Annotated in this window: 17 protein-coding genes, 1 tRNA gene and 2 pseudogenes; 8 read left to right on the top strand and 12 right to left on the bottom strand. The window is 69.7% G+C overall.

Going from position 1 to position 22,630, the window contains the following annotated elements; all coding sequences use genetic code 11:
* The first annotated feature begins 192 nt into the window (after nucleotides 1-192).
* From AAH979_RS02470 to AAH979_RS02460, 3 genes are read left to right on the top strand one after another with little or no spacing between them, the layout of a single operon-like run.
* Complete coding sequence (locus AAH979_RS02470; RefSeq protein ID WP_346256328.1) at nucleotides 193-1,206, top strand: glycosyltransferase; 1,014 nt, start codon at nucleotides 193-195, stop codon at nucleotides 1,204-1,206.
* Entirely contained in the window at nucleotides 1,203-2,261 is a 1,059-nt protein-coding gene (locus tag AAH979_RS02465; RefSeq protein ID WP_346256327.1) for a glycosyltransferase, read from the top strand. Before AAH979_RS02470 ends, AAH979_RS02465 begins: the two co-directional genes overlap by 4 nt.
* Nucleotides 2,258-3,574 (top strand): endonuclease/exonuclease/phosphatase family protein, encoded by a 1,317-nt coding sequence (locus AAH979_RS02460; RefSeq protein ID WP_346256326.1) that lies wholly within the window; start codon nucleotides 2,258-2,260, stop codon nucleotides 3,572-3,574. The genes AAH979_RS02465 and AAH979_RS02460 overlap by 4 nt, the downstream gene beginning before the upstream one ends.
* A 54-nt stretch (nucleotides 3,575-3,628) precedes the next feature.
* Here the strand turns inward: AAH979_RS02460 and AAH979_RS02455 are convergent, their stop codons facing one another.
* The 5 genes from AAH979_RS02455 to AAH979_RS02435 form a co-directional block, all read right to left on the bottom strand.
* The gene (locus AAH979_RS02455) at nucleotides 3,629-3,754 is read right to left on the bottom strand and encodes a hypothetical protein (protein WP_346256325.1); all 126 of its coding nucleotides are present in this window, start codon (nucleotides 3,752-3,754) and stop codon (nucleotides 3,629-3,631) included.
* A 5-nt stretch (nucleotides 3,755-3,759) separates the two neighbouring features.
* On the bottom strand, nucleotides 3,760-3,912 hold the full coding sequence (locus AAH979_RS02450) for a hypothetical protein (protein WP_346256324.1): 153 nt from the start codon (nucleotides 3,910-3,912) through the stop codon (nucleotides 3,760-3,762).
* 704 nt (nucleotides 3,913-4,616) lie between these two features.
* Nucleotides 4,617-5,372 (bottom strand): 4-carboxy-4-hydroxy-2-oxoadipate aldolase/oxaloacetate decarboxylase, encoded by a 756-nt coding sequence (locus AAH979_RS02445; protein ID WP_346256323.1) that lies wholly within the window; start codon nucleotides 5,370-5,372, stop codon nucleotides 4,617-4,619.
* Nucleotides 5,369-6,103 carry a PIG-L deacetylase family protein gene (locus AAH979_RS02440; RefSeq protein WP_346256322.1) on the bottom strand — a complete coding sequence of 245 codons (735 nt, stop codon included), beginning with the start codon at nucleotides 6,101-6,103 and terminating at the stop codon, nucleotides 5,369-5,371. Before AAH979_RS02440 ends, AAH979_RS02445 begins: the two co-directional genes overlap by 4 nt.
* Nucleotides 6,104-6,601: 498 nt before the next feature.
* The gene (locus AAH979_RS02435; RefSeq protein WP_346256321.1) at nucleotides 6,602-7,789 is read right to left on the bottom strand and encodes an LLM class flavin-dependent oxidoreductase; all 1,188 of its coding nucleotides are present in this window, start codon (nucleotides 7,787-7,789) and stop codon (nucleotides 6,602-6,604) included.
* Between the two features lie 532 nt (nucleotides 7,790-8,321).
* Between AAH979_RS02435 and AAH979_RS02430 the strand changes: the two genes are divergently transcribed.
* Genes AAH979_RS02430 through AAH979_RS02420 form a run of 3 tightly spaced genes read left to right on the top strand, consistent with a single transcriptional unit; the run spans nucleotide 8,322 to nucleotide 11,031 of the window.
* Nucleotides 8,322-9,467: an aliphatic sulfonate ABC transporter substrate-binding protein gene (locus AAH979_RS02430; protein ID WP_346256320.1), complete on the top strand. Its 1,146-nt coding sequence runs from the start codon at nucleotides 8,322-8,324 to the stop codon at nucleotides 9,465-9,467.
* A complete protein-coding gene (locus AAH979_RS02425; protein ID WP_346256319.1) occupies nucleotides 9,464-10,303 on the top strand; it encodes an ABC transporter permease in 840 nt (279 codons plus the stop codon). The genes AAH979_RS02430 and AAH979_RS02425 overlap by 4 nt, the downstream gene beginning before the upstream one ends.
* Nucleotides 10,276-11,031 (top strand): ABC transporter ATP-binding protein, encoded by a 756-nt coding sequence (locus AAH979_RS02420; RefSeq protein ID WP_346256318.1) that lies wholly within the window; start codon nucleotides 10,276-10,278, stop codon nucleotides 11,029-11,031. The genes AAH979_RS02425 and AAH979_RS02420 overlap by 28 nt, the downstream gene beginning before the upstream one ends.
* A 232-nt stretch (nucleotides 11,032-11,263) precedes the next feature.
* On the opposite strand, the gene AAH979_RS02415 is transcribed toward AAH979_RS02420, so the two are convergent.
* Nucleotides 11,264-11,746 (bottom strand): NAD(P)H-dependent oxidoreductase, encoded by a 483-nt coding sequence (locus tag AAH979_RS02415; RefSeq protein WP_346256317.1) that lies wholly within the window; start codon nucleotides 11,744-11,746, stop codon nucleotides 11,264-11,266.
* A 765-nt stretch (nucleotides 11,747-12,511) separates the two neighbouring features.
* Here AAH979_RS02415 and AAH979_RS02410 point away from each other — a divergent pair.
* Nucleotides 12,512-12,595: transfer RNA gene (locus AAH979_RS02410), tRNA-Leu, on the top strand.
* Nucleotides 12,596-12,624: 29 nt separating this feature from the next.
* Here AAH979_RS02410 and AAH979_RS02405 read toward each other — a convergent pair.
* The 5 genes and pseudogenes from AAH979_RS02405 to AAH979_RS02385 all read right to left on the bottom strand — a co-directional run bounded on the left by AAH979_RS02405 (nucleotide 12,625) and on the right by AAH979_RS02385 (nucleotide 19,811).
* Nucleotides 12,625-13,887 (bottom strand): recombinase family protein, encoded by a 1,263-nt coding sequence (locus AAH979_RS02405; protein WP_346256316.1) that lies wholly within the window; start codon nucleotides 13,885-13,887, stop codon nucleotides 12,625-12,627.
* A 557-nt stretch (nucleotides 13,888-14,444) separates the two neighbouring features.
* Nucleotides 14,445-14,664: pseudogene (locus tag AAH979_RS02400) on the bottom strand (hypothetical protein); the annotation flags it as partial.
* 154 nt (nucleotides 14,665-14,818) lie between these two features.
* Nucleotides 14,819-16,195, bottom strand: coding sequence for a ricin-type beta-trefoil lectin domain protein (locus tag AAH979_RS02395; protein ID WP_346256315.1), 1,377 nt, complete (start codon nucleotides 16,193-16,195; stop codon nucleotides 14,819-14,821).
* A gap of 161 nt (nucleotides 16,196-16,356) precedes the next feature.
* On the bottom strand, nucleotides 16,357-18,687 hold the full coding sequence (locus AAH979_RS02390) for a non-reducing end alpha-L-arabinofuranosidase family hydrolase (RefSeq protein ID WP_346256573.1): 2,331 nt from the start codon (nucleotides 18,685-18,687) through the stop codon (nucleotides 16,357-16,359).
* A 341-nt stretch (nucleotides 18,688-19,028) separates the two neighbouring features.
* Complete coding sequence (locus tag AAH979_RS02385; RefSeq protein WP_346256314.1) at nucleotides 19,029-19,811, bottom strand: substrate-binding domain-containing protein; 783 nt, start codon at nucleotides 19,809-19,811, stop codon at nucleotides 19,029-19,031.
* Here AAH979_RS02385 and AAH979_RS02380 point away from each other — a divergent pair.
* A pseudogene (locus AAH979_RS02380) lies at nucleotides 19,746-20,060 on the top strand (integrase core domain-containing protein); the annotation flags it as partial. The gene AAH979_RS02385 and the pseudogene AAH979_RS02380 sit on opposite strands and share 66 nt — an antisense overlap.
* A gap of 348 nt (nucleotides 20,061-20,408) precedes the next feature.
* Here the strand turns inward: AAH979_RS02380 and AAH979_RS02375 are convergent.
* Entirely contained in the window at nucleotides 20,409-21,956 is a 1,548-nt protein-coding gene (locus tag AAH979_RS02375; RefSeq protein ID WP_346256313.1) for a recombinase family protein, read from the bottom strand.
* Nucleotides 21,957-22,630 lie beyond the last annotated feature (674 nt).

The following is a 22,630-nucleotide window of genomic DNA, read 5'->3' as shown; positions in this document are numbered from 1 at the left end:
CGCCATCCACAGTCGCGCCAGGACGCAATCGGACGGGGTACCCCACCGTCTCGCCCACGCCCAGCAGCATCTCAGGCCCATCTGACAGTTCCGCCCACACCGAGGAGTCGACACCATGCCGACAACCAACACCACGCCCGACCGCCCTCTCCTCCCCATGGCTAACGCCAGCGGTTTCTCGGGCGGCTCTTGATGACCACATCGCTCGTCTCGGTCATCGTGCCGAACTACAACTACGCCAGGGCACTCGGGCTGTGCCTCGGCGCGCTGCGGGCCCAGACCTATCCGCGGCTGGAACTGATCGTGGTCGACGACTGCAGTACCGACGACTCGGTCGCGGTCGCCGAGTCGTACGGGGCGCGTGTGCTGCGTACCCCGACGAACTCCGGACCGGCGGCGGCCCGCAACCTCGGCGCGGCGAACGCACGCGGTGAGATCCTGTTCTTCGTCGACTCGGACGTGGCCGCCAAGCCGGACGCGGTCGCGAATGCGGTCGAATTGCTCACCGCCGACCCGCGGATCGGGGCGATCTGCGGCAACTACGACCCGGTGCCGCTGGTCCGGGACAGCCTGCTGGAGGAGTACCGCTGCCTCCAGCAGTCGTACTGGCTGATCGCCGACGAGGGGCGGATCATGACCCTCTACACGGCACTGCTGGCGATCCCGGCCCGGGTCTTCGCCGAGATCGGGCCGTTCAACCCGAGGCTGCGGGAGACCGAGAACGCGGACTACGGGATGCGGCTCGCCCAGCGGTACCAGATCTGGCTCTCGCCCCGGGTGCGCGGCGTGCACGACCACGACGCCGACCTGGGCGTGCTGGTCCGCAAGGTCTTCACCCGCACCGCGCTGCACATCCCGATGTACGCCCGCAAGCCGGAGTTCCCCGGCGGCCTGAGCAGCGGGCCACGCGCCTGGGTCAGTGTCGCCGCCCTGCTGACCGTGCTGACGTGCGCGCTGCCGGTGCTGTTCGGCCCGGCGTTCCTGGCGGTGCCGCTGGCGACCCTCGCCGCCTGCCTCGCCGGTGACCTGCCGATGTACCGGTTCGTCCGCCGGGAACGCGGCGTGCTGTTCCTCGGCTACTTCGTCGCGATGCACTTCTTCCTGAACCTGGTGATCGCGGTCGCCGCGATCTCCGGGGTGGCCGCCTGGCTCGCCTCGGGCCGGTTCCGTGGGCTCTACGACCGGCCGGAGGTGGCCACCCGATGACGGTGAACGGTGCGCGGCCGGGCGGCGGCCCGCTCGTCTCGGTGATCGTGCCGAACTACAACTACGCCGAGTCGCTGGACCTCTGCCTTCGATCGATCCTGGACCAGACGTATCCGAACGTCGAGATCCTGATGGTCGACGACTGCTCGACGGACCAGTCGGTGGCGGTGGCCGAGGCGCTCGGCGTACGGGTGGTGAGCACCGGACGCAACGGCGGCTGCGGCCGGGCCCGCAACATCGGCGCCGCGCACACCAGCGGCGAGCTGATCTGCTACGTCGACTCCGACCTGGTGCTGGCCCCGGACGCGGTGACGAACGCGGTAGGGCTGATCCTCGGCGACCGGCGGATCGGCGCGGTCTGCGGGATCGAGGACCCCGAGCCGCTGCTGCACGATACGGCGGTGGCCCGGTACCGTGGCCTGCAGTATCACTACTGGTCGATCAGTTCGGAAGGTGACGTGTCGTTCCTCTTTCCGGCCGTCTGCATGCTGCGCCGGCACGTCTTCGAGGAGATCGGCCCGTTCAATCCGGGGCTGCGGCACACCGAGGAGGTCGACTACGGCTACCGGCTGAGCCGCCGCTACCGGCTGGTGCTCACCTCGCTGGTCAGGGGTCGGCACGACCACGACCACGAGCTGCGCGGGCTGCTGCGCAAGCTGTTTCACCGGGGGCGGCTGCGGATCCCGCTGTACGCCCGGGCCCGCCGGTTCGGGCAGGGCTTCGAGACCGCCGCCCGGGCCTGGGGCAGCCTGGCCGCGTTCGGCGTACTGCCCGCGCTGGTGGTGCCGCTGCTGCTCGGCCCGTGGGGGCTGGTCGTCCCGGCCGGGCTGCTCGCCGCCTCGCTGGCCTGCGACGCCGGCATGTACGGCTTCGTCCGCCGCCGGCACGGCGTGCCCTTCCTGGTCTTCTTCGCCGGGCTGCACTTCCTGGTCAACGTCACCATCACCGCCGGGGTCGCCACCGGCGCGGTGCAGTGGCTCGCCTCCGGCACGTTCCGCAGGCTCTACGACGCCTCGTTCCCGGTCGACCCGACCCCGCTGCGGGGTCCGGCGTGACGGTCGCCGTCCCGGGCAGCGACGGGCTACTGCCCGGGGGGCCGGCCACCGCCGGCACTCCGGGCACCGTCGAGACACCGGAGTCCGGCATCACCCCAGCGGACAGCGGCACGGCCCCGCTCAGCGGCCCAGCGTCGGCCAGCGGCGCAGCATCGACCAGCGGCGCAGCGTCGACCAGCGGCGCAGCATCGGCCGGTGCGGAACCGGCGGCCGGCGCGGAACCGGCGGCCGCCGGGGCACGGCCGGGCCGGGGCCGGCGCGGCTGGCGGTGGTGGCTCTACACCGGACTGGTCGCCGCCGGGGCGCTCTGGCTGGCCTTCACCGTCGCACACCTGGTGCTCAGCGGTCGGTGGTGGCTGTGGCTGGCGGTCGACGCGGTGCCGCCGCCGGCCTTCCTCGGCGTACCGCTGCTGTTGGCCGGGACCGCCGCGCCGTGCCGCCGGTCACGCCGGCCGGTGGCGCTGCTGGCCACCGCCGCGCTGCTGCTCGGCGGACCGCTGTCCGGGCTGAACCTGCGCGGGCTCGCCGGCGGTGACGGGCCGGCCCCGGCCGACGCGGTCCGGGTCTTCAGTTGGAACACCGGGTACTGGGACGAGGGCGGCCAGACCGCCGGGATGTACGCACTGCTCCGGGCCGCCGATGCCGACGTCTACCTGCTCCAGGAGTACTGGTACGAGCACTCCGCCGGACCGGGCGAGGTGGAGTTGGCCCGGCTGCGTGCCGAGTTCCCGGGCTTCCACGTCGCCGTCGCTGGCGAGTTGGTGACGCTGTCCCGCCATCCGATCCTGCACCGGCTGCCGCTGGACGCCCCGGACATGCCGCCGCCGCTGTGGGGCACCACCGAGCAGTGGCGGTACAAGGTGCTGCGTACCGATCTCGACCTCGGGGCGGGGCGGGTGCTGTCGGTCTACAACCTGCACATGCCGGTGCAGTTGGTTCCGGACCACAGCCCGCTCGGCGGGGAGTTCTACCGGGTGATCCGGCAGCAACACGCGCAGCGCGAGCCGCAGTGGCGGGCGCTGGCCCGGGACGTGGGGGTCAATCCGCATCCGGTTCTGGTCGCCGGTGACCTCAACACCAGTCCGGCGATGGGTGACCTGGCCAAGCTGCCCGACCGGCTGCGGGATGCCAGCTACGCGTCCTCGGCGCGTTACCCGGCGACCTGGTCGGACGGGTCCGGCTGGCCGCGCTGGTGGCGGCTGGACTGGGCCTTCGTCTCGGCGGCGGTCCGGGTGCACTCGTACCGTTTCGGCGGGTCGACGAACGGCGCCTCCGACCACCGCGCGCAGCAACTGGTGGTCTCGCTGCGGTAGCGCACCGACCCCGGCTCGATCGTCGGCCGGGATCGGGTCCGCTGGGTGATGGTTCTACTGTTTGCCGACGGGGTCGTGCCAGGGGGTGACGAGTCGTTTCGCGGTGGTGGCCGCGAGATACCACACCGAATTCAGGACGGCGAGGGACACGATCAGCGCGAACAGGGTCGGCGCGTCCACCGAGTTCAGCCGGGCCAGGCATTCTCCTCCTCGTTCTCGGCGATGCAGCAGGTGTACTCCGCCGGGGTCCCCTGGGTGGCCTGGTCGGAGATGTGCGGGCGGAGCCCGGACGCATTGATCTCGGTCAGCCGGATGGCCCGGCCGACCGTCGCGTTCACCCGGAAGCCGGAACCGAAGATGTTGCCCCGGCTGTTGATGTCTCGAACCCTCTCCTGTACCTGGCATGGTGTCGAGGACCACCTCGCGCACGCCGTATCCGCGCTTGAGTTGTTCGCCGACTTCCGGTAGCAGGACCGCCGCATTCGGCTTGGTATTGTTCAACAGACTGAGAGTACGGTCGCGCAATGCGCTCGGCCGGGGCCAGAGTGGTGTTCGAGGTGAGATCGCCGTTACCGGTCGGATCGGTCAGTGGTTCGAATGCCAGCGTGGTGACGATCCTCCCGGATTCCGTGATGCCGCCAGCCGCCCTGTCCTGTCCTGTCAGGTAGAGAAAGCCGCCCTGTCCCGTCAGGTCGGGAAACCTGTCAGGTAGAAAATAGGGAAGCCGGCGGGGCAGGTCGGAACGCACGTGACGGGCCAGCCTGACCGGCCGGGACGGGTCCGGCTACGTCATTTGACGCATCCGGCCGCACCGACCCGAGGACCCGAATTGCCGGGTACGCCCCGGCGGACCGGCGGCTATCCGGCCGTGCCGGAGCGCAAGGTCCGGCCCGGGCCGGACCTTGCGCTCCGGCCGGATGCCAGGAACTCCATTCGGCGGCGACCTCCTCGGTGCGGCTCGGCCGCCCGGCCGGCCGGCCGCGGGAGTCCGCGGCCGGCCGGGGCGACCATGGGCTGGTCGGGGCGTGCGGTCCGGGACCGGTCAGGCCGGGCCGGTGGATCCGGCGCCGGTCGCGGCCGGGCCGGCACCGGTGGCCGGCGGGTCACCCTGGTCGGTGGCGTCGACGTACCGGACGCCCAGCCGGTCCAGCAGCGGGCGGAGGTGGTACATGTCCAGCCCCAGCACGCCGTCGGCGAGCTGCCGGCGTTTCTCCTCCTCCTTGGCTTCGCGCTCGGCCCCGGCCGCGGCGACCTCCCCGGCCCGTTCGCGCGGCACCACCACCACTCCGTCGTCGTCGGCCACGATCACGTCGCCGGGGCGCACGTAGGCGCCGCCGAGCACGATCGGGACGTTCACCGAGCCCGGGCTCGCCTTCACGGTGCCCTGCGCGGAGACCGACCGGGACCACACCGGGAAACCCAGCTCGGTGAGCGCGGCGACGTCGCGGCAGCCGGCATCGATGACGAGGCCGAGGACGCCCCGGGCCCGTAACGAGGTGGCCAGCAGTTCGCCGAAGGCACCGTCCGTGCTGGGCGAGGTGAAGCCGACCACGAGTACGTCGCCGGGCCGGGTCTGCTCGACCGCCGCGTGGATCATCAGATTGTCGCCCGGCTGGGCCGAGACGGTGACCGCCCGGCCGGCAATCCGGGCACCAGGGTAGATCGGCCGGAGCAGGTGCCCGAGCAGCCCGGTCCGGCCCTGGGCCTCGTGCACCGTCGACACGCCCTGCCGGGCGAGCTGGGCGACGGCGTCGGCCGGCGGTGCGGCGTCGGTACGGACGATGACGTGGCCGGTCACAGCAGCTCCCCTCCGACCACCGGGAAGACCCGCTGGTACGCCTCGGCGTGCGTGATCGACCGGTCGCCGCCGTTGCGGACCGCCTGCACCCCGCGCCGTACGCCGAGATCGGTGTAGTACGCGACCAGGTGCCCCTGAGCGCCCATGATTCGCATCGCCTCGACCTTGCGCTCGAAGACCGGGCTGATGTCCAGCAGCAGGTTCGGCACGAAGCCGCACTGCTCGGGCTGGTGCGGCTCGAACTGCATCACGTTCGGTGCGCCGATCGGCTGGCTGTCCCGGTCATGCCCGGCGGCCTGGGCCACCATCCGGGCTCGGAGCACGATCTCGTGGGTCAGCGCGTGGTCCAGGTTGTACGGGTCCTTGGCCGGATGGGTGATGATCACGGCCGGGTTGACCCGACGGATGGTCGCGACCACGCTGTCGTAGAGGTCGTCCGTGGCCCGCAGCGGGTAGTCCCCGGCGTCGAGGAACTCGATCTCGGCGCCGAGCACCTTCGCCGCCCGGCCCGCCTCGTCGCGTCTCGCCTCCTTGACCCGCTCCAGGGTCATCCCGGGCTGCTTCCACAACCCCTGCGACTCGCCCTTCTCACCGAAGGTGAGGCACAGCACGTGCACCTGCTGGCCCCGGGAGGCGCCGAGTGCGATGGCGCCACCCGCGCGCCAGACAAAGTCGGCGGCGTGTGCGCTTACCACGAGGATCGGACCCCGCCCGATCGGAGACGCTGTCATCGACAATCCTTTCCGAGCGGTTCCGCGAGTACGTCGGTACGTCCCCGAGCGGAAGCCGCAACGCTTGTCGGAGGCAGACCGATCATAGGTGCGGGCAACACTATTGCCAATAATATTGTCAACAATCTCGGCCGGCGGGGCGTACCCAAAGTCGCCGGAGTGCCGGCGGAGCCGGGCGATGCCCGGATAGGCGACGGAACGGTTTTCCGAAATGGCGACGCGGGCGCCGGGAACGTCACGGCCGCTATCCGGCTACCACCCGGCACCCTCCCCCGGCACAGCACGACGAGCGGAAACGCGGCTGCCGCCGACCCCGGCCGCTCACCGGCCGGACGGCGTGCACGCCCGGAGGTGTCCGCCCAGGATGTCTTCCCCGGCTGGCTGGGCGCGACAGACACAGCCGACCCGCTCATCCACCGGCATGCGCCGCCGCCTCGTACCCGGCCACGTCGCCGGGCACGAGGCGGTCAGCCGGACAGCGGCCCGATCACCGATCGCTCACCGGCCGGCACCGTTCGGGGTGCCGGCGGTGCCGTTCGACGTCGAGGCCGCGAACGGCACCTCGGCAACCGGTGCCGACGCGCCACCGGCCGGGTGTTGCCACAGCCCCCGCCGACGCAGGATCGGCAGCACACCCTCGCCGACCCAGTACGCCTCCTCCAGGTGCGGATGTCCGGAGAGGATGAACTCGGTGATGCCGAGGGCGTGGTACTCGGCGATCCGCTCGGCCACCTCGGTGTGGCTGCCGACCAGTGCCGTACCCGCACCGCCGCGCACCAGCCCGAATCCGGCCCAGAGGTTGGGCGACACCTCCAGCCGGTCCCGGGAACCGCCGTGCAGCGCGAGCATCCGGCGCTGCCCCTCGGACTCGCTGCGGCCCAGTCCGGCCTGGACGGCCGTGACGTCGGAGTCGGCGATGCCGTCGAGCAGCCGCTGCGCCTGCGCCCAGGCCGCCTCGGCGGTGTCCCGCGCGATGACGTGCAGCCGGATACCGAACCGGAGTTCCCGACCCGCCTCGGCGGCCAGCCCCCGGATCCAGGCCAGCTTCCCGGCCACCTGTGCGGGCGGCTCGCCCCAGGTCAGGTACACGTCGCTGTGCCGCACCGCCACCGGGCCGGCGGCCTTGGAGGATCCGCCGAAGTAGATCGGCGGGGTGGGGTCGGGCAGCCGGTTCAACCGGGCCTCCTCCACCCGCAGATGCTCCCCGGTGTGGCTGACCGTCTCCCCCCGCCACAGCGCCCGTACGACGCGCAGGAACTCGTCGGTACGCGCGTACCGGGCATCCTTGTCGAGAAAGTCGCCGTAGCCGCGCTGCTCGTGCGACTCCCCGCCGGTCACCACGTTGAGCAGCAGTCGCCCCTGGGACAGCCGCTGGAAGGTCGAGGCCATCTGGGCGGCCAGGGTCGGCGAGGTCAGTCCCGGGCGGAACGCCACCAGGAACTTCAGCCGCTCGGTGACCTCGGTGAGCATCGCGGTGGCCAGCCAGGCGTCCTCGCACCAGGCGCCGGTGGGGGTGAGCGCACCGACGAAGCCGAGTTGTTCGGCGGTCCGGGCGATCTGCCCGAGGTACGCCACGGTGGCCGGCCGGGCGCCTCCGGCGGTGCCTGCCGGCAGGCCGTGTCCGCCGCCGACGATGTCCCGGCTGTCGCCGTAGGTCGGCAGGAACCAGTGGAAGGTGAGCGTCATGGTGTCTCTCCGGTGAGGCTGCGCCCGGGTCGCGGGCGGGACAGGTAGGCGTCGGGCGGACAGCGGGGGTTGCGCACCGGCCGGTGCCGCCGTTCCGATCTCTGGTCCCGACACCCTATCCATAAATCCTATCGGTTTAGTAGGCTAACTCGGGCGGTCAGGCACAGCGACGTGCGCCCGGTCGCGTCCGGCGGCCCCGGCCCGGCACCGACGCCCCCTCCGCCCGCGCCCCGCCGCGCTCGCCCCGACCGCCTCCACGATGCGCTGCCGGCCAGCCGAACCGCACCAGCCCGAACACCCCGTCCGCCAACCCCGAACCGACCTATCCCGAGCATCCCGTCGGCCAGCCGAACCGACCGATCCCGAACACTCCGTCGGCCAGCCGAACCGACCATCGTTCCCGACCCGGCCGTACCCGACCAGGCGACCGACCCGCCCGTGGTGAAGCCGCCCCGCCCGCGACCAAGTCACCCAGCCGCACCGGAGCCATCCGGCCGGGCTGCCCCGATCCCACCTCTCCAGGAGCATCCCGATGTCCCACCGCACCCTCGACCCTCCCCACCCCCGTCTTCGATCCGACGACGCCACCGCTCGCCGGTGGCAGGACAGCGGTCGCCGATCCGACTACGGCACTCGGCGGTCCACAGACGATGGTCGCCGACCCGCCGCCACCCAGCGGTCCGACGACGCTGGTCGCCCCCGGCCGACCGGTCCGATCCTCCGCTCCGGCCGGCGACCGCGTACCCTCCTCGCCGGCCTGCTCGTCCTGACGCTGGCGGCGACCGGAGCGATCGCCGGATGCGGCGACGAGAGCGCCGGCGCCGACTCCGGCGAGTTACTCGTCGGCTATCAGCGGTTCGGCGGACTGAGCCTGGTGAAGGCCCGTAGCGAGGCTCCGGACGCGAAGTGGTCGCTGTTCGAGAGCGGACCGGCGCTGACCGAGGCACTCAAGGCCGGCGCGATCGACATCGGCCAGGTCGGCGAGGCGCCGCCGGTCTTCGCCGCGGCCGGAAAAATCAAGTTCCGGATCATCGGTACGTCGGAACCGGTGCCGCAGGGCGAGGCGGTGCTGGTCAAGGAGGCCAAGGGATTCCGCGGCTTCGCCGACCTGAAGGGAAAGACGGTGGCGCTGAACAAGGGGTCGAACGTCAACTGGCTGCTGGTCAAGCTGCTGGAAGCGCACCACATGACACTCGCGGACATCAACGTCAAGTACCTCAAGCCGGCCGAGGCGCGTCCGGCGTTCGACAACGACCAGGTCGACGCCTGGATCATCTGGGACCCGTACTTCGCGCTGACCGAGCGGCCCGGGGTGAAGATCCTGGCCGACGCCACCGGGCTGGCCAGCAACCGCGAGTACATCCTCGTCTCGCCGGAGGCGCTGGAGCGCAAGCCCGACCAGATCCGGAGGTTCCTCGAGACGTACCGCGGCGTCACCGACTGGGGCATCGCCAACCCGGAGCAGCGGACGAAAATCCTGGCACCCGAGTTGAAGATCGACGAACCGACCACCGCCCGTGCGCTGGCCCGCAGCGCCAAGCCGCTCGCCCCGGTGACCCCGGAGATCGGCGCCGAACTCCAGGCGATCGCGGACGGTTTCACCACACTGGAGCTGATCCCCGAGCGGGTCGACATGGTGTCCCTGGTGGACGACCGGTTCGGCGAGGTGTTCCGGTGACGGACACCCTGGTCGAGCAGCCCACCCGGTCGCCGGCCGTCCCGGCGGGCACCCGGCGGTCCGACCGCAAACCGCGACCGGGCCGACGCTGGCGGCGCGCCCTCACCCCGGTCGCGCTCCTGCTGGGCTGGCAGGCGGCGTCCCAGACCGGGCTACTGCCGCCGGAGAAGCTCTCCGCGCCGAGCGCCGTGGCCGAGACCGGCTGGCGGCTCGCCCGGGACGGCACCCTCGGCGTGCACCTGCTCGACTCGCTGACCCGGGCCGGGATCGGGCTGGCGATCGGCGGCACGCTGGCATTGCTGCTGGGCGCCACGGCCGGCCTGCTCCGGCTCGGCGACGACCTCGTCGACCCGCCGGTGCAGATGGCCCGGATGTTGCCGCACCTCGGGCTGGTGCCGTTGCTGATCATCTGGGTCGGGATCGGCGAGTCGCTGAAGATCACGCTGGTGGCGCTCGGCGCTTTCTTCCCGATCTACTTCAACACGTACGCCGGGATCAGGGACATCGACGAACGCCTGGTCGAGGCGGCCCGTACCTGTGGACTCGGCCAACTGGCCCGGATCCGGCACGTCGTACTCCCGGGCGCGCTGCCGTCGCTCTTCCTCGGCCTGCGGCTGGCCCTCGGCGCCGCCTGGCTGAGTCTGGTGGTCGGTGAGCAGGTGAACGCGCAGACCGGGATCGGCTTCCTGATGATGGAGGCCCGCGAGTTCAGCCAGACCGACGTGGTCCTGCTCGGCCTGCTCGTCTACGCGCTGCTCGGCCTGCTCTCCGATCTGGCGCTGCGGATGGCGGAGAGGAGGACCCTGACATGGCGACGCGGACTCCAGGCGGTCTGAGCACCGCTACCCGGCCGGTCGTCACCGCGCACGGGGTGCGCCGGGCGTTCGGCGAGACGGTCGTCCTCGACGGCGTCGACCTCGCCATCGCGCCGGGCGAGGTGGTGGCGCTGCTCGGCGGCAGCGGCTCCGGCAAGAGCACCCTGCTGCGCATCCTGGCCGGGCTCGACCCCGAGGCGACCGGTGAGATCACCCGGGCGGGTAGCCAGGCGGTGGTCTTCCAGGAGCACCGGTTGCTGCCCTGGAAACGGGTGGCCGACAACGTCTCACTCGGCGTGCCGGGTCCCGGGGTACGGCAGCGGGTCGCCGCCGCGCTCGCCGAGGTCGGGCTCGCCGACCGCGGCCGGGCGTGGCCGGCCGAGCTTTCCGGCGGCCAGGCCCAGCGGGTCGCCTTCGCGAGGGCACTGGTCCGGGAGCCGGTACTGATGTTGCTCGACGAGCCGTTCGGCGCGCTCGACGCGCTCACCCGGCTGAAGATGCAGACTCTGTTCGGTCGGTTGCACACCGAGCACCGCTTCGCCGCGTTGCTGGTCACGCACGACGTGGATGAGGCACTGCTGCTGGCCGACCGCACCCTCGTACTCGACGACGGATGCATCGTGGAGGAGGCACCAGTACCGCTAAGCCACCCCCGTGCCCCCGACCATCCCGGCTTCGGTCCGCTGCGCCGGCACCTGCTCGACCGGCTCGGCGTACGTCCGGACCAGGACGGCGACGCCGGGACCTGACCAACCGGTAACCGCCCCTGCCGGCCGGCGATCCTACCTAGGGCAGCGGCGCGGTCCGGCATGCCGGACCGGCGACGGCGACCGGCGCGTCCACCCGCATGCCCGGACCAGTGACGGCGACCGGCGCGTCCGGACCAGTGAGGCTGCGGTCGGCGTGCCCGGCCCAGGAAGGCGATGACCGGGCGGCCTCGTAGACGTCGGACCGGAGCCAGCCCGGCGGCGAACCCGTGTGTCAGGCTCGGACGGGCAGCGTGGCGGCGTAGCCGGCGGCCAGGTCCGGGTCGCCGAGACTGGACTCCGGCACCGCCAGGCCGGGCCGCACCTCGGCACCGAGCTCGGCGAGCAGGCCACGCAGGTGCCGCTCCGACTGGGCGGCCTGGGCCGGGGTGGCGCCGACGGTGACCGGCGCCGCGACCACTCCGGCCAGCCCCTGGTGCGGCAGGTGGTCGAGGAAGACCTTCAGCACTCCGGTATAGCTGCCCTTGTAGGTCGGGGTCGCCACCACCAGGACCCGGGCCGCCCGCGCTGTGGCCACGCCGTCCGCGACCCCGGGACCGTCGGGTACCAGCAGGGCCGGGCCGTACCCCGCCACGTCGAGAACGACCGGCGGCGCGGCGCTCTCCCGCCGGGCTACCTCCTCGGCCACCGAGACGGCGAGCCCGCGGGTACGCGATTGAGGCCGCGGGTTACCGGAGATGACAACGATCTCGCTCACGTACTCCTCCGTCCGGCGCCGTAGTCCAGCGCCTCGTCCGGTGGCCGGTGTCGCCGGCCGTCCACGGTGGTGACCTCTGGTGCCGGCTACGGCCACTCCGGGTCGGGGTCGGCGGTGCTGTCGCGCAGGTGTTCAGTAAATCCTATCTACTCGATAGGTTAAAGGGGTGCTCTGCGCATGCCCGGCCCACTGGACCACGGGCATGACAGGAAGCGGCCACCGATCTCCTCCCGGCCAGGCCGGTGGTTGTCGAGCTGCCGACGGTCGAAGCAGCCGAGCACGTCGCCGCATCTCGGCGAGCCGGAGGCCAGCAGACGCCCGAGACATTCCCATGATCCGTCACCGCCGGCACATCCCTCGGCACGGATGGTTACCGTCACCCGCGTGGCCGCGTCGCCGGCCGGGCAGTCACACCGACAGCACGGCGGTGACGCCACGTTCGACCGGCTGGCCGAAATAGCCGAGTTGGGCCACCCCGACCAGAACACCTCTGGCGCACAGCGGCCAATGCCCCGCCAGATAGGCCGTACGCCCCGCCGAGACAATCGTGACGTGACGGTAACCCGGAGTCACATGCAGGCCGTCAGGACTGCCGCAGGAGATCGTCGTGGTGGGCGATTCCGCGGGCAGAGCGTCCCCGGATGGCCAGGGGTATGCCGCCGTGCGTGATCCACCGACGCCGTGTACAGTTGTCCCCCGTGCGGCGCCGCGAGCGGCCGACGGGCGAGATTCTCGCCCCGGCCGTCTTTGGGCGACGCAGTGCAGGTCCGGGTGGCGGAATGGCAGACGCGCTAGCTTGAGGTGCTAGTGCCCGTATAGGGCGTGGGGGTTCAAGTCCCCCCTCGGACACGTTAACCCCCACCAAAGCCGTTCATGTTTCAGAGCGGTTCGGGTGGGGGTCGCTGCTTCTGGCGTGGAATTCGTGCCGGCGATGGCTGCCGACCGAGTGTGATGGTGTCGGCGTCGCAGGTGATGGTGACCTGGTTCGCCCGCAGGTAGGCGGCGGTAACTCGCGCGTCGTCGCGGGCTTCCGTCGTTCGATCGTCGAGTTGCCGTGCGATGCGGGCGAGGAGCATGTCTTCGCGTAGGTACAGCGGCTTGGGCCGGCCGGGTAGGGGCGGGCTGGCGCTGGTGCGGCCATGTCGGCACCGGTATCCGGGCCGTCCGCGTACCCAGTGCGCGTCGGCTCGTCGGCCACAGGTTCGGCAGACGATCAGTCCGGTGAGCAGGTACCGGCGCGGCTGACCGTCCTCCGGCGTGCCGACGGCGCTCACCGTTTGGGCCTTGACGAAGTCCGTCTCGCTGACCAGCGGCGGGTGCACCAACCGGGCGGACAGCACCCACTGGTCTCGTCGATTCCAGCGCCGTACCGATCCTCGGCTGGTGCGCCGGTCCCCCGGCTCGGTTTCCTGGTGGTCGGTGTACTGCCGGTTCCACACCTGCCGCCCGGTGTAGCGAGGGTTGGCGAGGATCTCCGCGACCGTCCGTACCGTCCACCCTTCTGCTGTCTGATGCCGGTTGCGGGCGCGGTCGTACTGCGATGGTGACGGCACGCCCAGGTGGTTGAGGGTGCGAGCGATGCCGGCGGCGCTGGTTCCAGCAATCCGCTGCGCGAAGATCCAATGCACGTGCGGTGCGGTGACCGGGTCGGGGGCGAGTCGGTGTAGTCGGCGTCCCCAGCGGGCGTGGGCGGTGTTCGGGTGGGGTCCGGCGTCAACGAGGCGGTAGCCGTACGGAGGTCGTCCGCCCAGGTGCCGGCCCTGATCGCGGGCTTGCGCGCGCATGGCCATCGTGGTGCGGAACCGGGCACGGAGGACTCCCCGTTTGGACTGGTGCCCGAGCAGCATGGCCAGGGCCTGGTGGGTGGGGTTGTTCAGGTCGACGGGGCCGCGGGTCTCGGGAAGCCATAGTTGGACCCCGTGAGCGGCCAGCACGGCGGCGACGCCGGCGAGCTGATCGCCGTGGAAGGCGCGCTCGTACTCGCCAACGATCACCGCGTCGAACCCCCGGCACTGCTCGTTGACGGCGGCCAGCAGTGCAGCGGCTTGCGGGCGGGCATGCCACGGCAGACGACGCGAGCAGCCAATGTCGAAGTACTCGCTGACGATCTCACCCTGCTCGGCCACGGTCCGGTCTGCCAAGTCGAGTTGCCAAGCCCGTGACGAGACGGCGTCCTGGTACTCGGCAGTGGAGAGCCGCCCGTAGAACGCAAACCGCAGGAAACCGACAGAAGGTGATGGCCGGCGCCCTCGGACTCTGGGCTGGGCTTGCATGGAGTGCAGCCACCCGGCCAGGAGATCGGACTGATTGACGCTCGGTGTACCGCCCATGGAGATCACCTCGCTGCGACACCTCACCCTGACCAACGAGCCACTCACGTATCGATGACGTGGCTGGACCAACCAGCCCGGGGAACATCAACCGCTCTCGCGGCAACGCGTGAAAACTGGCCTTGGCGTAAGACGTCGCACTCCTCTCCACCTGGGACGCAACGCCACGTTTTCTGTCTCCACGGAGCCGGCCCGCAGGCAAGGCCGCGACCGGCCGCTCCTGCTCGACGTCGCAGCTGGTGAGGCAAGACCCACCACAAGTCGAGCAGCCGGTCACACAGCCGCAGCGCAGTAGCCCGGTCGGTGGGTAGGAGCAGGTCTCGTCGACGAACCACCGATCCCCATGCGAGTGGCGGGCGAACCGGACGGCGTCGGCGAGCAGCGGGGGTGAAGCGCTGCACCCAACCGAACACGGTGACGTGGTCGACCTCGACACCACGCTCCACCAGGAGCTCTTCTATCGTTTCGATAGGAAAGGTTGTAGCGCAGGTACCAGCGGACCGCGACGACGATCACCTCGGCCGGGAACCGGAACCCGGTGAACGCCGACTTCGGCGGCGACCAAGGACGACCACTCGCTAGCCTCACCCGTCAAGCCTGCCTCAGCTCACGACCACCGGCAACGCAACAGCGCCGGCTCTGTTATCCACGGGTGCACCATAGCCGGCCCGGCCAGGCGGCTGGGCCGGCGTGCTAACGGTGGGTTGGACCGGCTCGTCGTTCGTCGAGCCGGTCACGGTCGTCAGGCGAGGGGGACGAGGTTGAACCGCTGGTTGGTGTTCCCGTGGCAGTCGTACAACTGAATCTGCGCACCGTTGGCCGTGCTCCACACGTCCAGGCACCGCCCGGACTGCACACCACTGATCGTGCCGTTGGAGTTCACGTTCCACTGCTGGTTCGACTGACCATGACAGCTGTAGATTTGCACGGCACTACCGTTACCCGAACCAGCCGCGTCCAGACACATGTTGCCGTACACCTGCAGCTGCTTGTTTGACGTGTACGTCCACTGCTGCTGCACCTGCCCGTTGCAGTCATACAACTGCACCCGAGTCCCGTTGGTACGCGACCCGTTCGGCACATCGACACACCGATTCGACTGTACCCCGACAATCCGCGACGCCGAACCAGCCGGCGGCGTCGTCGGGTTCACCGGCGGGGTGGTCGGGTTGCCGGGTGGGGTGGTGGGGTTGGTGGGTGGGGTGGTGGGGTTGGTGGAGCCGAGTGAGGTGAAGAATCTCCAGATTTCTCCGGAGGTCCAGGTGCGGGAGTCGTTGGGGCTGGAGGATCCGTCGACGGGACTGGGGGTGTGGTCTCCGTCGAAGGCGGCCCATTGCACGGGGTAGCCGGCGCGGCAGCCGGAGTAGACGGTGGTGATGTGGGTGAGGCTGCCGCGGGTTGGTTCGCGAGGGCTCTGGGCGGTGCAGCCGTTGTTGCGGACGAAGGTGTCGCGTAGTTGTCGGCCCATGGAGATGTTCAGGACGCTGTCGTAGATGCCGTGGATGCCGAAGTAGGGCACGGGTGTGGTGCCGCCGTTGCATCCGCTGAGTTGGGCGCCGGACAGGACGGCTACGGCGCGGATGATGGTGGGTCGGGCGCAGGCGACGGCGTAGCTCATGGCTCCGCCGTAGCTCCAGCCGAGGGCGAAGCGTTGGGTGGTGTCGACGCAGAGGTCGTTTTCGACCTGTTGGCGGATGTCGTCGAAGAGGGTGAGGTCGCGGTTGTTGGTGTTGGCCCAGCCGGCGTCGAGGCCTTGGGGGGCGACGAAGATCGTGCTGTTGTTCGACAGCGGTTGGAGGCCGTAGTAGCCGGCGGAGGAGACGTTCTGGGCTGAGCCGTTGAGCCAGTGGAAGCCGAAGATGAGCCGGTACTGGCGGTTGCGGTCGTATCCGTCTGGGATTCGCAGGATGTAGCTGCGGTTCTGTCCGCCGCTGGAGATCGTGCGGGTGCCGTTGGTCAGGGTGGGGGCTTTGCCGCAGCCGGCGGTCGCCGCGAGGGTGCCGTTCGTGGCGGCTGACGCCGCTCCGCCGAAGCCGCCGCTGAGCGCGCCGCCAGCCGCAACCACGACAAGGGCTGCCGCGGCCGCGATGGACGGGAGGAGGTACCTGTGTTTCGGCATTGCCTGGCTCCTTGCACTGGTCGTCGTGGTCGGAGATCTGGGGACGGCCCGAGACGGATGCTCTCGCTCGGACCGCAGGGTGATCCGGTGCTGCGGGGGCCAGGCGGGCTCGGCGTGTTGCCGAACCCGCCCGGGTTGGTTCACTCAGGTTGGGTCTGGCGTCAGCGCTGCAGCGTCAGCAGACCCGGCCGGTACGGCAGCAGGCCGTAGTCGCCACCGGACGTCGGCGACCGGCCCTGGTACAGCAACTGCAGGTTGCAGGGGTCGACCGTCATGGTCTGGTCGGCGTTGGTGCGAATCAGCTCGCCGTGGCTGATGTCGTTGGTCCAGGTGGCGCCGCTGTTGGCCTTGCCGGCGAAGGGGCTGCTCTCACTCGTGGCGTTCGGCGTCCACGAGCCACCCAGGCTGGTCGCCGTGAACGACCGGAAGTAGCGACCCTGGGAACCGATCGCCTCGACGATCATCAGGTACCGCTGCTGGCCCTGGAGCTTGTAGACCTGGACCGCCTCGAACAGGTTGTTCGTCGAGTCGGTCATGATCGTCGTGTAGGTCGAGCCGAAGCTGCCCGGGAAGTTCCCGATCGGCATGCTCTGCCGGTAGATCCGGCCGTTGTCACCAGCGAAGAACAGGTACATGTTCTGGTCGTCACCGATGAGCGCCTGGTCGATCGGGCCGGTGCTGGAGTTGGAGATGCTGGCGGTGGAGAGCGTCTGCTGCGCACCCCAGCCGTTGGCGTTGGTGGGGTTGGTCGAGGTGCGGTAGGAGAACGCGGTCCCACCCCACTGGTAGGCCAGCACCCAGATGTTGCGCGGGGCGAAGTAGAACAGGCTGGGCGCGACGGTGGCCGACGACATCGCGTTCTGGCTGGCCGAGCCCATCTGGTTCCAGTTGGAGAAGAGGCCGAAGTTCATCGAACCCCACGTCGTCCCGGTGTCGTGCGTGGTGGCGTACACCAGGTGCTGACCGTTGTACGGGGCATAGGTAAAGTCCTTCAGCGAGACCCACCCGGACCGGGGCTGCGCCAGCGCGCCCGTCGAGGTCCAGCGGTACGACGTCGGCAGGTTGCAGGTGGTACCCGGCGGCGTGGTCGGCGCGCCAGTCGTCGGGGCGGCGGTCGTCGGCACGGTGGTCGGTCCGCCGAGGGACCTGAGGCTGAACCGCTGGTTGGTGTTCCCGTGGCAGTCGTACAACTGCACCTGAGCGCCGTTGGCCGTGCTCCACACGTCCAGGCACCGCCCGGACTGCACACCACTGATCGTGCCGTTGGAGTTCACGTTCCACTGCTGGTTGGTCCCGGTGTGGCAGCTGTAGATCTGCACCGCCGCACCGTTACCGGAACCAGCCGCGTCCAGACACATGTTGCCGTACACCTGCAGCTGCTTGCTCGACGTGTACGTCCAGGACTGATTCGACCCCCGGTTGCAGTCGTACAACTGCACCCGCGTGCCATTGGTAGTGGACGAGTTGGGCACATCGATACACCGGCCCGACTGCTCGCCGACGATCTCAGCGGCGGAGCCGGGTGGGGCGGTGGGTCCCGGCGTGGTCGGGTTCGGGGTCGCGCTGTTCAGCGCGGCGAGCACCGCGTCGTACGCCGGCTTCTTCTGGCCGCTGCTGTTGAAGAGCAGCGGGCTCTCGCCGGAGCGCCACGAGTCCGAGTCGCGGATACCCCACACCGTGATGCCGGTGCAGCGGGCCACCGCCAGGCAGTCGTTGACGGTGTTGCGGTACTGGTTCACGTCGGCGTTGGTGATGTCCAGCTCGGTGACCTGCACGTCCACGCCGAGGGCGGCGAAGCTGGACAGCGTGGTGCGGTAGTTGCTCGGGTAGCTGGAGCCACCGGTGAAGTGCGTCTGGAAGCCCACGCAGTCGATCGGCACGCCGCGCTGCTTGAAGTCGCGGACCATGTTGTAGACGCCCTGGGTCTTGGCCGCCGACCAGTTGTCGATGTTGTAGTCGTTGTAGCAGAGCTTGACGTTCGGGTCGGCCGCGTCAGCGGTGCGGAACGCCACCTCGATCCAGTCGTTGCCGGTGCGCTGCAGGTTCGAGTCACGACGGCCACCGCCGTTGCCGTCGGCGTACGCCTCGTTCACCACGTCCCAGGAGTCCAGCTTACCCCGGTAGTGGGTCACCACACCGGTGATGTGGTCGATCATCGCCTGCCGCAGGGCACTGCCGGACAGCGACTGCATCCAGCCCGGCTGCTGAGCGTGCCAGGCCAGGGTATGCCCCTTGACCTTCATGCCGTGCGACTGGGCGTGGCTTACCAGCCGGTCACCGTTGGTGAAGTTGAACTGACCCCGATTTGGCTGAGTCGCGTCGGGCTTCATCTCGTTCTCGGCCGTGACCTGGTTGAACTCACGGTTCAGGATCGTGCTGTAAGCGCTGTCGCCGAGCCGGCCCACGGCAACGGCCGTACCGAAGTACCGGCCGGACTGGGCGGCGGCGGCACCGAGCGTGCTCGCGGCGGCCTCCGCGAGGGTGGGCAACAGGGACACGACGAGGGCCGCGACGATCGCGGCCGTTCCGGGTATGGCGAGCGTTCTGAATCGACGCCGGGCGGGACGGGTCCGGGGAATCACTGGTCCTCCTGCGATGGATGGGGCGGCCTGCTACCAGCGGACGAGATGATCGGTAGGTGAGCTGGCGGTCACCGATCGATGTGAGCGCTAACAGGCTGATCGATGGAGCTAGATTTCCAAAAACTTTCAGCCATGGCAAGCGGTAGTTTCAGCGCCTTCTTGGAAGTTTCGGAGACAGAGCAGCCGACCAGACCTCGCCGAGCGCATCGGCCAGGGACTCTCCAGGGTCGGCGGATGCCCGTCGCTTCCGGTCAGGCGGCTGGTGGTGCGGTACTCCCCCGGACAGTGAGAGCCGTCGCCAGCTCGAGCCCGATCTGTGCGGTCCGCTCTCCCCGCGCCAGAGCGAGCGCCAACTCGGTGGCGGTGGCGGCCATCTCGGCGAGCGGCTGGTGGACGGTGGTCAGCGGAGGGTCGACCAGGGTGGCCAACGGCAGATCGTCGAAGCCCACCACGCTCAGGCCCGGAATCCGCAGTCCCGTCCGCCGGGCGGCCTGGTAGACGCCGAGCGCCTGCAGGTCGTTGCAGGCAAAGATCGCGGTAGGTCGATCGGTACAGGGGCGCTCGCCCCGGTCTGGGGCCAGCAGGTCGAGTGCGGCGGCCTCACCCTCCTCGATATTCAACCCGGCGTCGACCGACAGATCGGACGCCGCGCCCAGCCCGGCGGTCTCCAGGGTCGACCGGAACCCGTCCATTCGGGCCCGGCAGCACAGGATCTGTCCCGGCCCGCCGATCATCGCGATCCGTCGGTGGCCCAACTCGACCAGGTGACGGGCGGCGGATCGACCGCCGGCCCAGTTGGTGGCGCCGACGAAGGGCACATCGGCTGGCAGTTCGACGGTGGGGTCGAAGACGACGAACGGGATACCTCGGGCCCGCAACTGGTCGCGCTGCTCGCCGTCGAGCTGAGCCACCGTCACCAGGCAGTCCGGGCGGTGGGAGATCGTGTCGTCGATCCAGTACCGGATCGCGTTGCGTTGCGGGCCGAACTCAATCAATTCCGGTCCAGGAAGTTCGTCCGCGCCCTCAACCAGCATCACCTGATCGGGTCGATGGGCAGAGTAGGCGCCGCCGGTGACAACGCCGCCATGGAATCCTTCTTCGGCCTCCTGCAGAACAACGTCCTCAACCGTCGATCCTGGACTACCCGCCAGCAGTTGAGGACGGCGATCGTGACCCGGATCGAACGGACCTACCACCGCCGCAGACGCCAACGATCCCTGTCCCGGTTGACCCCTATCGAGTACGAGACCATCATGACCCCACCGGCCAGTCAGGCCGCGTGACTTGAACTGTCACCTGCCGGTGCAGCAGACCCAGCCGCTGCCGCGACGAGCCATATCGTGGCACGTCGTCTGCCCACTCGCTGCCTGTCAACAAGCAAGAGCCCCTTTCCCTGACTTTCAGGAAAGGGGCTCCGACCTGGCATTTCAGTCCGATGCTCCGGTCGCATCGATTGCGGCGGAACCCAGACGGATACGATGCCTCTGGAGCAGTACGGCTTCAGGATTGTCGGCAGGGCGCAGCGGCTCAGCATCAGATACCCTACCGCCGTCGCAGAACCTGCGCTGCGCGATGGCGGTGCTCGAGGCGGCGACTACGTCGACCTGGAGGAGCAGCCGGAGATCACTAGGTTACCGTCGGCGCGATCGGGGCCGAGACCGGCGGTGGAGACGGTGGAATCGCTCGGGGGAAGCTACCAGCGATAGTCGACTACGGCATCCGCATCTGCGTACAGGACTGGTGGGGTTGCCGTATCGATCGCCCCTCGGACACAAACTAATACATGATCCACTGGGTTCGGCCTCCGCTTCGATGATGCGGGGGCCTGGTTTGTATGTGAGTTTGAGGCCGAGTTGTCGGTACACCTCGGCCTTGTCCGCAGGCTCGGCAGTGCGCAGGATCGCGGTGATGCCGTTGAGGGCCTCGACGATGGTGTTGATCTCGTCTGGAGTCATAGCGCGGCGGGCGGTGAGCTGGCGGAGTTCGGCCTCGGCAACGCTCTTCTCGGCTTGGACCTGGGTGGTCCACCGCTGGACGAGGACGGGATCGGTGCCGGCTTCGAGGGCGGCGCGGTAGCGGTCGAGCTTGGTGTCACATGTGGTGATCTTTCCGCGGGCGGCGGCGAGCCGGTGCTGGTCGGTGTCGCTGTGCTGGGTGTCGACCATCGCCTGCAGGGTGCTTCGCAGGTTGGTGGGCCGGAACGCCCGGCCGATCCACGGGTCGATCAGCTCGACGATCTTGTCCTCACGGATGTAGAGGCTGCGGGGGTGGGCGATGGCATGGGCGTCGGCGTACTCGGCGGCGTAGGTGCACCGGTAGTGGTTGCGGTTGTTGTTGAAGCTGCCGACCATGCGCCGGTCGCACAGGCCGCAGAACAGCAGGCCGGACAGGACGTAGCCGCGCTTGCTGGCCCGGGGCTTGGTCTTCACGCCGGGCCGACGGGCCCCGGCGGCGACCAGGGTTTGGACCTGTTCAAAGGTCTCATCGTCCACGAGCGGCTCGTGGACCCGGTTGGTGGAGTAGATCCATTCCCGGGACGGGTTCCAGCGCATCTTCGTCTCGTGGCCGAGGGCGACGTCTTCGATGTCGATCAACATCTCGGTCTTGCGTTGCCGGTTCCATACCTGTCGGCCTGTGTAGCGAGGGTTGGCCAGGATGACGCGTACGGCGCTCTTGGCCCAGGCGTTGCCGGGTCGGTGGGGGTTGCGGCGGGGGTCGGCGGCGGATGGCGAGGGGATGCCGTCGCGGGTGAGGCGCTCGGCGATGGCGTAGATGCCACTGCCGGCGAGAAACTCGCGGTAGATGCGCGCTACCACGGGTGCGGTAAGCGGGTCGGGTTCGAGGCGATGTAGCCGTTTGCCGTCTGCGGCCTTGCCCGGGTTCGGGTGAGGGCCCGCGTCGGCGAGCCGGTAGCCGTACGGGGGGCGACCGCCGAGGAAACGGCCCTCGGTCGCGGCTTGGGCGGCCATCGCGGATCGGACTCGGACCTTGATGCGGTTGCGTTCACCCTTGCTCATCCTGCCGTGGAGGGACATGACCAGGTCGTGGGCGTCGCTGCCGGGGTCGACCGCTCCCCCGACTTCGGGAATCCAAAGCTCGACGCCGAAGTGCTCGAACAACGGGAAGGTGAGTCCGATGGTTGCCGTAGAAGGCACGCTGCGGCTCGCCGATGACGACACCGCTGAACCCCCGACGCGGGTCGCGCAGCGCGGCAAGCAACTCCGCCGCCCGTGGCCGTCGTTTCCACGGGAGAGAGCGGGATGTGCCGATGTCGAAGTACTCGGCGACGATGGTGTGTCCGGCGGGCTCGATGAGACTGCGGGCGCGCGCGAGTTGCCAGTGGCGGGATGCCTCCGGGTCCTGCTGGTCTTCGGTGGACACTCGTCCATAGAAGGCGAATTTCATCTCGACCTCCGAGAGGGTGAGGAGTACTTGTCACCGGGGCTGTGGCGTGCGGCATCGAGGACCAGTCGCAGCAGCGCGGCGGCGACGCCTGGTGTGATCACGGGATCGTGATCGGGGAGCTTGACCCGGAGACCATCTCGTCCGGTCGGCGAGTCCGAAGCTGCGGCAGGGTACCTTGACTCATCACGCCTCGGCGAGAGCCTTGCGCTGCCCTCTTCTGCCTTTTCGGCATTCCCTGGCCATTTTCGCCTCGTCGTATCTGAAGGGCTGCTGGTTGTAGATGGCGGGCTGCCTTCTGGTGCGCCCGCTTCTGGTCGGTCGGCCGGAGCATCCGCGCTGGTACGGGTCAGCCCCCTCGCCGGGTGTCGGGGTACGGCTTGAAGTGCAGAGCCGGGTACGGGCGGTCTCTGTCGCTGTGGGCCTGACCCGGTTTGACGGACATCCCAGA

It is taken from the genome of Plantactinospora sp. ZYX-F-223 (assembly GCF_039649625.1).
In the GTDB taxonomy this organism is placed as follows: domain Bacteria; phylum Actinomycetota; class Actinomycetes; order Mycobacteriales; family Micromonosporaceae; genus Plantactinospora.
This window is presented reverse-complemented; position numbering and strand designations above follow the sequence as displayed.

What these genes read in the sequence shown, in the direction of transcription:
- AAH979_RS02470 (WP_346256328.1), top strand. Translation starts at nt 193, where the DNA reads ATGACCACATCGCTCGTCTCGGTCATCGTGCCGAACTACAACTACGCC.
- AAH979_RS02465 (WP_346256327.1), top strand. Translation starts at nt 1,203, where the DNA reads ATGACGGTGAACGGTGCGCGGCCGGGCGGCGGCCCGCTCGTCTCGGTG.
- AAH979_RS02440 (WP_346256322.1), bottom strand. Translation starts at nt 6,103, where the DNA reads ATGACAGCGTCTCCGATCGGGCGGGGTCCGATCCTCGTGGTAAGCGCA.
- AAH979_RS02435 (WP_346256321.1), bottom strand. Translation starts at nt 7,789, where the DNA reads ATGACGCTCACCTTCCACTGGTTCCTGCCGACCTACGGCGACAGCCGG.
- AAH979_RS02430 (WP_346256320.1), top strand. Translation starts at nt 8,322, where the DNA reads ATGTCCCACCGCACCCTCGACCCTCCCCACCCCCGTCTTCGATCCGAC.
- AAH979_RS02420 (WP_346256318.1), top strand. Translation starts at nt 10,276, where the DNA reads ATGGCGACGCGGACTCCAGGCGGTCTGAGCACCGCTACCCGGCCGGTC.
- AAH979_RS02395 (WP_346256315.1), bottom strand. Translation starts at nt 16,195, where the DNA reads ATGCCGAAACACAGGTACCTCCTCCCGTCCATCGCGGCCGCGGCAGCC.
- AAH979_RS02385 (WP_346256314.1), bottom strand. Translation starts at nt 19,811, where the DNA reads ATGCTGGTTGAGGGCGCGGACGAACTTCCTGGACCGGAATTGATTGAG.